Genomic DNA, 10953 nt, shown 5'->3' on the forward strand with positions numbered 1-10953 from the left:
TGTGGGCTTGCGCCGGATCGGGTCGGACCGGCCGCGGGGGAGAGGCGGTGGGGCGCGGCTGCCGGTGGTCGGCCGGGAGCCGCGCCGAGGGGCGCGGGGCGGGTCAGCCGGCGGTGGGGCCGGCCGTGACGGCGGCGGCGGGCGGGCCGCCGCCGGGGGAACCGGGACCGGCGCCGGGGGCCGGGCCCTTGTGCGGGCCGGGCCCGCCGGCCGTGTCGTCCTCGTCCGCCGTGTCGTCCTCGTCCTCGTCCGCGTCCTGCGGCAGGACGGCGTTGCGCAGGCCGGGCACCAGGACGGCGATCAGGACGGCGGCCACGGCGACGACCGCGCCGTTGAGGACGGCCGCGGCGGCCGGGCTGAACCAGCGGGCGACGGCGGCGGCCTCCATGTCGCCGGCCATGCCGCCGGTGGTCCCCTGGGTGGTGAGGACGCTGACCATCCGGCCGCGCAGCCGGTCCGGGGTGTTGTGCTGGACGAGGGCGTATTCGAGGATCTCGTAGACCGTGCCGGCCGCGCCGGCGATCGCGAGGGCCGCGAAGGCGACCACCACATGGCCGCTGAGGCCGAGGGCGACGGTCGCCAGGCCGCCGCCGAAGCCGGCCGCGAGGAGCAGCAGTCCGGGCTTGGCGGCCCGGTTGATCCAGCCGCTGGTGGCGGAGACGAGGACCGCGCCGACGGCGGGCGCCGTGTAGAGCAGGCCGGCGGTCATCTCGCCGCCCTCGAAGACCTTGTCGACCATCTCGGGGATGAGGACCATCGGCAGGTTGAACACCGCGACGACACAGCCCATCAGCAGCAGACCGCCGACGACCCGGTTGCGCAGCGCGAACCTGAAGGCGACCAGCGGCGAACCGGAGTCCTCCTCGTCCTCCTCCTCGTCCCGCACGGGCGGCAGGGAGCGGATCCGGGAGATGAGGAGGGTGGTGATCGCGGTGGTGAAGGCGGCGAGCGCGAACACCGGCCCGGGGCCGCTCAGGGCGAGGAGGACACCGCCGAGGAAGGGCGCGGCGATCGAGCCGATCTCGCCCGTGAGGGAGATCAGGGCCCCGGCGGCGGGGAGTTGGTCGGGGCGGACCAGGGTGGGGGCGACGGCCATCAGGGCGGTGACGCTGACCCCGGTGGCGAGGCCGTCCCAGGCGGCGCAGAGGTAGATCGCCCACATCTGGGGCTCGTCCACGAAGGAGTTGGCGGCGAGCCCGGCGAAGGCGAGGGCCGCGGCGGCGCGGGCGCAGACGATCAGGTTGCGGCGGTCGGTCCGGTCCGCCATCCAGCCGCCCCACAGGGAGCCCAGCAGGACCGTGATGCCCATGATCGTGTTGACGACGGCGATCTGGACGCTGCCCGCCAGCTCGTAGACCTGGAGGTTGAGGGCCACCATCGCCATGCCGAGCCCGAACAGGGACACCACCCGGGCGATGAAGATCGCCCGGAACTCCCTGCTGGTGCGCAGGGGTTCGATGTCGATGAGCAGGTCACGCATCCGCACGAGAGGCTCCTGCCGGGTCCAGCAGGGCCGCCCACTCGGTGAGGGTCGGGCGTTCGGCGAGGTCGACGAAGGCGATCTCCGCGCCCTCGGCCCGCCACCTCTCGACCAGGGTCATCAGGCGGATGGAGTCGAGGCCCTGGTCGAGCAGGCTCTCGTCGACCTCCACCTCGTCGGTGTCGAGGTACAGGACCTCGGCGACGTCCGATACGAGCCGTTCGAGTGCGAAGGGCTGCTGCGCGGCCGTTTCGGCCATCGTGGTGTCCTCTCCCCGTTCACTGTGCGATTGCATCGATTAGGTAAGGCTTACCTAACTATCTATTGTTGTGTGAAGTCAAGCCGGATCCCGCGCCCGCGACGGGCGCCTCCGGCCCTCAACTCCACGAGAGCGAGAAGCCATTGACCACGGCCATGTCCCGACCGGGCCTTGCGGCCGCGCCGGTACCGGTGGTCCGACCCGCCGGCCCGGGGGACGGCGCGGCACTCCACCGGCTGTCCCGCCTGTTCGTGCCCGGCGGGGCCCTGCGCGAGCGCCCCGCGGACGCCTACGTCCGGGCCGCCGGCGACTTCCTGGTCGCCGAGGACCCCGCGGGCGGCGGGCTCCAGGGCTGCGCCGCGCTGCGGACGTACCCGCGGCCGACCGAGGCCGGGCACGGCACCGGGCACGGCCCCGTGGCCGTGGTCTACAACGTCTGCGTGGCGCCCCGCAGTCAGGGCCGGGGCATCGGCACCGCCCTGCTGCGCGCGCTGCTGGCCGACGCCGCCCTGGCCCGGGTCTCCGCCGTGTTCACGGCCACCGCGGGCGGCGGTGAGCTGTTCCTGCGCCACGGCTTCGTACCGGGCGACGGGCAGGGCGCCCCCGCCGCCTGGCTGGCCGCGCTCGACCCCCGGCGCGGTTCCCGGATCCTCTCCCGCCGCCTGCCCGCGAGCGGCTGACGGCACGGTGCGCGCCGGGCCGGGACGTCCGTCCCCGGCCCGGCGCACGCTTCTCAGGACCGGGCGGCCAGCGACGCCGGCCGCATGTCGGTCCAGTGCTCCTCGACGTACGCGGCGCAGCCCTCCTTGGAGTCCTCGCCGTGGACCTTCGTCCAGCCGGCGGGCACCTCGGCGAAGGCGGGCCACAGGGAGTGCTGGTTCTCGGCGTTGACGAGCACCAGGTAGCGGGCGTCCTCGTCCTCGAACGGGTTGGTGGCGGTCATGTCGTGCTCCTTGCGTAGGGGAATCGGCGCACTGGGGAACCGGTGCGGTGGCGGAAGGTCAGGAGGGAGGGCCGAGCGCGGAGAGCGCGCGGTCCGGGGCCGCGGCGAGGAGCCGCAGCAGACGCTCGTAGCGCCCGGCGAGGTCCCGCAGGGTGCCGGGGTCGTACAGGGCGCCGTTGGCGTCGAGATCGAGCCGCAGGGTGCCGTCCGCCGGGCGGACGACGGAGAGCGACAGGTCCTCCACCGGCCCGGAGGCCAGGGTGAGGACGTGTCCGGGCACGCCGGCGAAGTCGAGTTCGGTGTCGAAGGGCCGCAGGTTCAGCAGCGGTCCGCCCGCCGGGCGCAGTCCGGGCAGCCGCTCCCCGTCCTCGCCCCGGTACTGCTGGTGGGCCCGGACGTCCCGGAACTCCCCGGCGGTCAGGCGCAGCAGGTCCGTGAAGCAGGAGGCGCCGCCGACCGGGACGCGCACCGGGAGGACGTTCACCGCCATCCCGGGGACGCGGAGGGTGCCGGGCGCGGTGCGCGCGGTCGCGTACATCCGCAGCACCGCGTCGCCGGTGCCGGTCTCCCGGTGCAGCAGGGCGACCAGGGCCGCCGTGACCGCCTCGGCCCAGGTGGCGCGCGCGCCGCGGGCGGCCGTCTCCAGGAGCGCGGTGGCCGCCCGGTCCAGGGTCACGGTCTCCCGCAGCACCCGGTTGGAGGCCGGCGCCCGGCGGCCGGTGAAGCCGGCCGGCGCGGGGCGGTCCGCGAAACGGGCCGCCCAGTGGGCGCGGTCCGCCTCCTGCCGGGCCGAGCCCTCGTAGGCGCGCTCGGCGGCCAGCAGCACCGCCACCGGCGCGAACGGCGAGGGACGCGGGGGCGTTCCGTGCGCCAGCGCGGTGTACAGCTCCGCGATCCGCCGGGTCAGCAGGGAGACGCCGTAGCCGTCCACGGCCAGATGGTGGAAGTACTGGAACAGCAGATGCCGTTCGGGGCCCACGCGGACCAGGACCGTCCCCGACAGGGAGGTGCCGGCGGACCCGGCGGGCCCGCCGCCGTCCGTGAACAGGGCGTCCAGGCGCGGCGGCAGGGCGAGCTGGTCGCGGACCAGGCCGACGGCGGCGGCCACCGGATCGGCGGCCCCCGAGGTGTCGAGCCGGGGCAGCCGCCACGCCGGGGCGTCGAAGGGGACCGGCTCCTGCCGGAGCCGGCCGTCCTCCTCGCGCAGCCGCAGATGCAGGCCCGGGGCCTCGGCGAGGGTCCGCCGGACCGCCTCCTGGAGGAGGCCGGTGTCCAGCGGGCCCCGCAGGTCCACGTACTGGCCCACGTTGAAGGTGGTGTTCGCGGGGTCCGCCCGCTGGGCCGCGAGCACTTCGCGCTGGGCGGCCGTCAGTTCCGTGGCGCTTGCCCCGGGGTCGGCCTTGGCCGCGGCCCCGGCGGCGCCCGCGGCCCCGGTCGCGGTCTCCGTCGCGGGCGGCGCCGGGCGCGTCCGGTCGCCGGTGTCCTCGGTGGGCTGTCTCATCGCGCGGCGCGGGGTCAGGCGGTGCGGACGGCGACGCCGTCGGCCCCGGCCGGCGCGGGCACGGAGCGGGCGGTCAGCACCTGCCGCTCCGCCTCGCCCAGCAGCAGCGAGTCGCAGATCTCGCCCGAGCGCACGGCGAGGGTCGAGAGCAGCGAGGCGGTGATGCCGTGGGTGTGCTCGGCCGCCGCGCCCTGGACGTAGATGCCGGCCCGGACGCGGGAGGTGGTCGCCACCCGGTGGTCGCGGCCGATCCGCAGCCGGCCCCGGCCGTCCGTCAGGCACTCCTCGGCCAGCGGGCCCAGCACCTCGCGCGGGTCGGTGGGGCGGTAGCCGGTGGCCATCACCACGGCGTCGCAGTCGAGGGCGTACCGCTCGCCGGTGGTCAGCGACCGGACGGCCACCCGTACGCCGTCGGGCAGGTCCTCGACCCCGACGAGGGAGGTGGTGTTGAGGATGCGCAGCCGCTCGGTGCCGGCCACCTTCTCCTGGTACACCGCGCGGTACAGCTGCTCGATCAACTCGCCGTCCACCACCGAGTAGTTGGTGTTGGCGTGGTAGCCGAGAAGGGTCTGCTTGACCTCGTCGGGGGCGTCGTAGAAGGCGTCCACGGCGTCCGGGTCGAAGATCCGGTTGGCGAAGGGGCTGTCGTCGGCCGGGCTGTAGCCGTAGCGGCTGAAGACGGCGCAGACCTCGGCGTCCGGGAACTCCCGGTAGAGGTAGTCGGCGGTCTCGGCGGCCGACTGGCCCGCGCCCACGACGGCGAAGCGGCGGTGCGGGCGGTCGGTCACGGCGGCGGCCCGGAAGAGGAGGTCCCGGTTGTGCCAGATGTGCGGGCCGGCCGTGACGCCCTCGGGGAGGCGGGGCCGCAGCCCGGTGCCGAGGACGACGTTGCGGGTGCGCAGGGTCTCCTCGCCGGAGGCGTCCGGGCTGTCGGCGGGAGCACCGAGGCCGGCTCCGGCCGGGCGGGTCAGGACGTCGAGCGTGTCGGCGCCCTCCTGACCGGCCACGGCCCGCACCGCGTACGCCTCGCGCCCGTAGCGCACCCGGTCCGCCAGCATCGCCGCGCACCAGCGGAAGTAGTCGTGGAACTCGATCCGGGTGGGGAAGAAGGACTTCTGGTTGATGAAGTCGGCGAGTCTGCCCTGCTCGTGCAGATAGCGCAGGAAGGTGAAGCGGCTGCCCGGGTCCCGCATGGTGGCCAGGTCCTTGAGGAACGACACCTGCATGGTCGCGCCGCTGAGCAGCATTCCCTGGTGCCACCCGAACTCCGGCTGGCGCTCCACGAACGCGGTCCGCAGCGCGCCGCCCGGCCCGGACCGGGCGTTGTGCTCCTCGATCGCGATGGTGAGCGCGAGGTTGGCGGGGCCGAAGCCTATGCCGACCAGGTCCTCCGTGGCGGTGTCGCCCTGCTGCGCTCTCGCGCCTGCGTGCCCTGCAGACATGCTCATCCTTTGCTCGGTCCTGCTCGGTGCCGGTGGTCGGGCCGGTGCCGGGACGGTCGGGACACCGGGTGCCGGACCGTACAAACCTCAACTAATTAGGTAAGGCTTGCCTAAGTTGCCCTGTGGTGCCCGGCGGTGTCAAGTCGGCCCCGGCCGGTCACGGGCCCGCCGGACCGTCGCCGGCGGGCCCAACTGTGTTGATTCAGCCGAGAATTGACGGCAGGGCCGCGAGCAGCGCCGCCACCTCGTCCTCGGTGATGGTGAGCGCGGGCGCCAGCCGGATCACCGACGGCCCGACCGCGTTCACCAGGAACCCGGCCCCGGCCGCCGCCGACTGGACGCGTGCCGCCACCGGTTCGGTGAGCACCACGCCCAGCAGCAGCCCGGCGCCGCGCACCCGTGCGACCAGCGGGTGGTCCAGCGCCTCGACGCCCGCGCGCAGCAGCCCGCCCACCCGGCGCACCCGCGCGAGCAGCCCCTCCGCCTCGATCGTGTCGACGACGGCGAGACCCGCCGCGCAGGCGACCGGGTTGCCGCCGAAGGTGGAACCGTGCTGACCCGGCGTCAGCAGACCGGCCGCCGTGCCGAAGGTGAGCACGGCGCCGATCGGCAGACCCCCGCCCAGGCCCTTCGCCAGGGTCACCACATCCGGGTCCGTGCCCGGTTCCGCCTGGTGCGCGAACCAGTGCCCGGTGCGCCCGACGCCCGTCTGGATCTCGTCCAGCACCAGCAGGGCGCCCGCCTGACGGGTCGCCTCCCGGGCGGCCCGGAGATAGCCGGGCGGCGCGGGGACCACCCCGCCCTCGCCCTGTACGGGCTCCAGGACGACGGCGGCGGTCCGTTCGTCCACCGCGGCCCGCAGGGCGGACGCGTCGCCGAACGGCACATGGACCACCTCGCCCGGCAGCGGCAGGAACGGTTCGCGTTTCGCCGGCTGGCCGGTGAGCGCCAGCGCGCCCATGGTCCGCCCGTGGAAGCCGCCCTCGGCCGCCACGATCCGGGGGCGGCCGGTGCGGCGCGCGATCTTGAACGCCGCCTCCATGGTCTCCGCGCCGGAGTTGGCGAAGAAGACCCGCCCGGGCCGCCCGTCCAGCGCGAGCAGCCGCTCGGCCAGGGCGACGGGCGGTTCGGCGGCGAACAGGTTGGACACATGGGCCAGTCGCCCGACCTGCCGGGTCACCGCCTCGACCACGGCCGGGTGGCCGTGGCCGAGGGCGTTCACCGCGATCCCGCCGACGAAGTCCAGATAGGCGCGGCCCCCGGTGTCCCACACGGTGCTGCCCGCGCCGCGTTCCAGCGCCAGCGGGGGAGTCCCGTAGGTGTCGGCCATGACGGACTGCCAGCGCTCCCGCACACCGGGCGCGGGCGGCGGGTCGGTGGCGGCGCCCGGGGCGCCGGTGCGCGCGGGCGGGGTGGTGCCGGAGGTGGTACCGGACGCGGTCGTGCCGGATGCGGTCATCGTGCTGTCTCCGTCCTGTGCGTCCCCGCCGGCACCCGGTCGCCCGGGGTGTCGGGGACCACGGTCGTGCCGGTGTCGTCGTCGGTGAAGACCTCCAGGAGCAGCGAGTGCGGCACCCGTCCGTCGATGACATGGGCCGCGCCCACCCCGCCGCGGACGGCCCGCAGACAGCCCTCCATCTTGGGCGCCATCCCGCTCGCCAGCCGGGGCAGCAACTCCTCCAGCTCCCCCGCCGTCAGCCGGGAGACGACCTCCGTGCTCTCGGGCCAGTTGGCGTACAGGCCGGCCACGTCGGTGAGCATCACCAGCTTCTCCGCGCCCAGCGCCTCGGCGACCGCCGCCGCCGCGAGGTCCGCGTTGATGTTGTAGATCTGGCCGTCGGCGCCCCGGCCGACGGGCGAGACCACGGGGATACGGCCCCGGTCCATCAGCGCCAGCAGGATCTCGGGGTCGACCCGGACGACCTCCCCCACCAGGCCGATGTCCACCGGCTCGCCGTCCACCCACGCCGGGCGGCGCACCGCGGTCAGCAGATGCGCGTCCTCACCGGTGAGTCCGACCGCGAACGGGCCGTGCGCACCCAGCAGTCCGACGATCTCCCGCTGCACACTGCCCGCCAGCACCATCCGGACGACGTCCATCACCTCGGGTGTCGTCACCCGCATCCCGGCGGCGAACCGGACCTCCAGGTCCAGCCTGCCGAGCACGGCGCTGATCTGAGGCCCGCCGCCGTGCACCACCACGGGCCGCAGCCCGGCGTACTTCAGCGAGACCACGTCCTGGGCGAAGGCCCGCTTCAGCTCCTCGTCCACCATCGCGTTGCCGCCGAACTTGACCACCACGGTCTTCCCGTGGAACCGCTCCAGCCACGGCAGCGCCTCGATGACGGTACGGGCCCGGGGCGGCCGGTCCGCCGAGCGGCGGCGTGGCGGGGGCGAGGCGGGCTTGGCCGCGTCGCGGGGCACGGGCGCGGCGTCCGGATGCGCGGGTTCCGGATGCGCGGGTTCCTGGTGCGCGGGTTCCTGGTGCGCGCTCATGAGCTGTACGCGCTGTTCTCGTGGACGTACGCGGCCGTGAGGTCGTTGGTCCACACCGTGGCGGAGGCGGCGCCCGCGCCCAGGTCGACCGTGATCGTGATCTCGCGCCCGCTCAGGTCGGCCTTCTCGCGCGGTTCGCCCGCCGCGCCGCCCCGGCAGACCCACACCCCGGCGACGGCCACGTCGATCCGGTCCGGGTCGAAGACCGCGTCGGTCGTGCCGACGGCGGACAGCACCCGGCCCCAGTTGGGGTCCTCCCCGTGCAGGGCGCACTTGAGGAGGTTGCTGCGGGCCACCGAGCGGCCCACGGTCACCGCGTCCTCCTCGCTCGCCGCGCCGACCACCTCGATGGTGATCTCCTTCGACGCGCCCTCGGCGTCCGCGAGGAGCTGCCGGGCGAGGTCCGCGCAGACGGCCCGCACCGCGGAGGTGAACTCCCCGGCGGACGGGGCGGTTCCGGAGGCGCCGGAGGCGAGCAGCAGGACGGTGTCGTTGGTCGACATGCAGCCGTCCGAGTCGAGCCGGTCGAAGGTGGTCCGGGTCGCCTCGCGCAGCGCGGTGTCCAGCGCGGCCGGGGGCACCTCGGCGTCCGTGGTCAGGACCACCAGCATGGTCGCGAGGCCGGGGGCGAGCATGCCCGCGCCCTTGGCCATGCCGCCGACGCACCAGCCGTCGCCGTGCGCCACGGCGGTCTTGTGCACGGTGTCGGTGGTCTTGACGGCGATCGCCGCCGCCTCGCCGCCGTCCGGGGAGAGCGCGGCGGCGGCCGCGTCGACGCCCGGCAGCAGGGTGTCCATGGGCAGCCGGACGCCGATCAGGCCGGTGGAGCAGACGGCGACGTCCTCCGTCTCGACGTCCAGCACCGAGGCCGCGCGCTCGGCCGTCATCCGGGTGTCCTCGGCGCCCGCCGTGCCCGTGCAGGCGTTGGCACCACCGGAGTTGAGGACCACGGCAGTGAGCCGGCCGTCCTCCAGCACCCGGCGGGACCAGCGTACGGGCGCGGCCTGGACCCGGTTGGCCGTGAACACACCGGCCGCCGCGTACGAGGGGCCGTGGTTGACGACCAGGGCGAGGTCCGGCGCGCCGGAGGTCTTGAGGCCCGCGGCGACACCGCTCGCGGAGAATCCTCGGGCTGCGGTCACGGTCACGGGGCCACTCCGTCCACGGGAAGTCCCTGGGTCTCGGGCAGGCCCAGGGCGAGGTTCATGCACTGCACCGCGCCGCCCGCGGTGCCCTTGACGAGGTTGTCGATCGCGGCGACGGCGGTGAGCCGGCCCGCCACCGGGTCCAGGACGGCCTGCACCCGCGCGCTGTTGGAGCCGAGGACGGAGGCGGTGGACGGCTGGCGCCCCTCGGGCAGCAGCCGCACGAAGGGCTCCGCGCCGAGGAACTTCTCGTACGCGGCCCGGATCTCGGCCGCGCCGGTCCCGGGCCGCACCCGGGCCGAGCAGGTCGCCAGGATGCCGCGCGCCATGGGGACGAGGACGGGCGTGAAGGAGACGCCCACCGGCTCGCCCGCCGCCGCCGACAGGTTCTGGACCAGCTCCGGGGTGTGCCGGTGGCCGCCGCCGACGCCGTACGGCGTGACGGAGCCCATCACCTCCGACCCCAGCAGATGCGGCTTGAGCGCCCGGCCGGCGCCGGAGGTCCCGCTCGCCGCGACCACCACGGCCTCAGGCTCCAGCAGCCCGGCCGCGTAGCCGGGGAACAGGGCGAGGGTGACCGCCGTCGGGTAGCAGCCGGGCACGGCGATCCGGCGCGCGGTGCGCAACTCCTCCCGGAAACCTGGTAGTTCGGGGAGGCCGTACGGCCAGCTGCCCGCGTGCGGGGTGCCGTAGAAGCGCTCCCACGCGGCCGCGTCCCGGAGCCGGAAGTCGGCGCCGCAGTCCACCACCAGGGTGTCCGGGCCCAGCCGCTCCGCCAGCGCGGCGGACTCGCCGTGGGGGAGGGCCAGGAAGACCACGTCGTGCCCGGCGAGGGCCTCGGGCGTGGTCGGCACGGTCACCCGGTCCGCGAGGGAGGCGAGGTGCGGCTGCGTTTCGCCGAGGGGGCGGCCCGCGCTGCTGTGGGCGGTGAGCGCGCCCACGGTCACACCGGGGTGCGCGGCGAGCAGCCGGAGGATCTCCCCTCCGGCGTACCCGCTGGCGCCCGCCACGGCTGCGGTGTACGTCATGGGCGGGTCCGTCCCTTCACCTCGTGGGGCACGTGGTCGTCCACCTCGTGGTCTCCTTCCGGGAGTTGCGGGTCCGCGCGGGGCGCGGGCGAGCGGTCGTGGGCGGGGGCGCGCCGCGTGGCGGGCGCGCGTCGGGTGCTGGTCGCGCCGGGCGTGTGCGCCGGGCGGTGGTGGTCGCGGTGGGGTGTGCGGGTCGTGGCCCCGGTCGTGGTCGTGCGGCGCGGGGCGCGCGGTGGTCGTGGCCGTGCTGCATCTGGGGCGCGGGGCGGTTGTGGTCGTGGACCCCGGGGCGGGGCGGTTGTCGTGGTCTCGGTCGTGGGCCGCCCGGCCCGGGGCGGGACGGCGGGCGTGGTCTCGGTCGCGGTCGTGCCGCCCGGGGCGGTGGTCGGTCGTGGTGGGCCGTACGGCGCGTCACAGTCCGGGCGGGCCGGGCCGGTTCGGCGCGCCGCACCCCGGACCGGGCGCGGCGGTGGTTGCCCCCGGACGGGCCGGTGCCCGCCCGGCCGCGAACCCGCCCCGGGCCCGGCCCACGAACGCGGCGCACCCGCGCCCGTCAACGCACCCGTCTCCGTCAACGGCGACCCCCGCCACCCCCGTTGCCCGGCGCGCGCCCCGACGCGCGCCCACGGCCCGGCGCGGGAGGGGAGCGCCGGGCCGTG

The 10953-nt window shown here is 75.7% G+C and carries 10 protein-coding genes; 1 reads left to right on the top strand and 9 read right to left on the bottom strand.

Annotation, left to right across the window (positions count from 1 at the left end):
* Positions 1 to 103: 103 nt before the first annotated feature.
* Both entS and ABZ457_RS21845 read right to left on the bottom strand, forming a co-directional pair.
* Positions 104 to 1480 carry an enterobactin transporter EntS gene (gene entS, locus ABZ457_RS21840; protein ID WP_359159666.1) on the bottom strand — a complete coding sequence of 459 codons (1377 nt, stop codon included), beginning with the start codon at positions 1478 to 1480 and terminating at the stop codon, positions 104 to 106.
* Positions 1473 to 1739 (bottom strand): phosphopantetheine-binding protein, encoded by a 267-nt coding sequence (locus tag ABZ457_RS21845; RefSeq protein WP_359159642.1) that lies wholly within the window; start codon positions 1737 to 1739, stop codon positions 1473 to 1475. The genes entS and ABZ457_RS21845 overlap by 8 nt, the downstream gene beginning before the upstream one ends.
* 155 nt (positions 1740 to 1894) lie before the next feature.
* Between ABZ457_RS21845 and ABZ457_RS21850 the strand changes: the two genes are divergently transcribed.
* Positions 1895 to 2419 (top strand): GNAT family N-acetyltransferase, encoded by a 525-nt coding sequence (locus ABZ457_RS21850; protein ID WP_359159644.1) that lies wholly within the window; start codon positions 1895 to 1897, stop codon positions 2417 to 2419.
* A gap of 53 nt (positions 2420 to 2472) precedes the next feature.
* Here ABZ457_RS21850 and ABZ457_RS21855 read toward each other — a convergent pair whose 3' ends face one another.
* The 7 genes from ABZ457_RS21855 to argC form a co-directional block, all read right to left on the bottom strand.
* Positions 2473 to 2682 carry an MbtH family protein gene (locus ABZ457_RS21855; protein WP_359159646.1) on the bottom strand — a complete coding sequence of 70 codons (210 nt, stop codon included), beginning with the start codon at positions 2680 to 2682 and terminating at the stop codon, positions 2473 to 2475.
* Positions 2683 to 2740: 58 nt separating this feature from the next.
* A complete protein-coding gene (locus ABZ457_RS21860) occupies positions 2741 to 4183 on the bottom strand; it encodes a condensation domain-containing protein (protein WP_359159648.1) in 1443 nt (480 codons plus the stop codon).
* Positions 4184 to 4197: 14 nt separating this feature from the next.
* Positions 4198 to 5625, bottom strand: coding sequence for a SidA/IucD/PvdA family monooxygenase (locus tag ABZ457_RS21865; protein WP_359159650.1), 1428 nt, complete (start codon positions 5623 to 5625; stop codon positions 4198 to 4200).
* Positions 5626 to 5827: 202 nt separating this feature from the next.
* Positions 5828 to 6955: an acetylornithine transaminase gene (locus ABZ457_RS21870; RefSeq protein ID WP_359159669.1), complete on the bottom strand. Its 1128-nt coding sequence runs from the start codon at positions 6953 to 6955 to the stop codon at positions 5828 to 5830.
* A 125-nt stretch (positions 6956 to 7080) separates the two neighbouring features.
* Complete coding sequence (gene argB, locus ABZ457_RS21875) at positions 7081 to 8121, bottom strand: acetylglutamate kinase (RefSeq protein ID WP_359159652.1); 1041 nt, start codon at positions 8119 to 8121, stop codon at positions 7081 to 7083.
* Entirely contained in the window at positions 8118 to 9269 is a 1152-nt protein-coding gene (gene argJ, locus ABZ457_RS21880) for a bifunctional glutamate N-acetyltransferase/amino-acid acetyltransferase ArgJ (protein ID WP_359159654.1), read from the bottom strand. Before argJ ends, argB begins: the two co-directional genes overlap by 4 nt.
* The gene (gene argC, locus ABZ457_RS21885; protein WP_359159656.1) at positions 9266 to 10294 is read right to left on the bottom strand and encodes an N-acetyl-gamma-glutamyl-phosphate reductase; all 1029 of its coding nucleotides are present in this window, start codon (positions 10292 to 10294) and stop codon (positions 9266 to 9268) included. Before argC ends, argJ begins: the two co-directional genes overlap by 4 nt.
* Positions 10295 to 10953: the final 659 nt, after the last annotated feature.

The organism is Streptomyces sp. NPDC005805 (assembly GCF_040630445.1).
Lineage (GTDB): Bacteria > Actinomycetota > Actinomycetes > Streptomycetales > Streptomycetaceae > Streptomyces.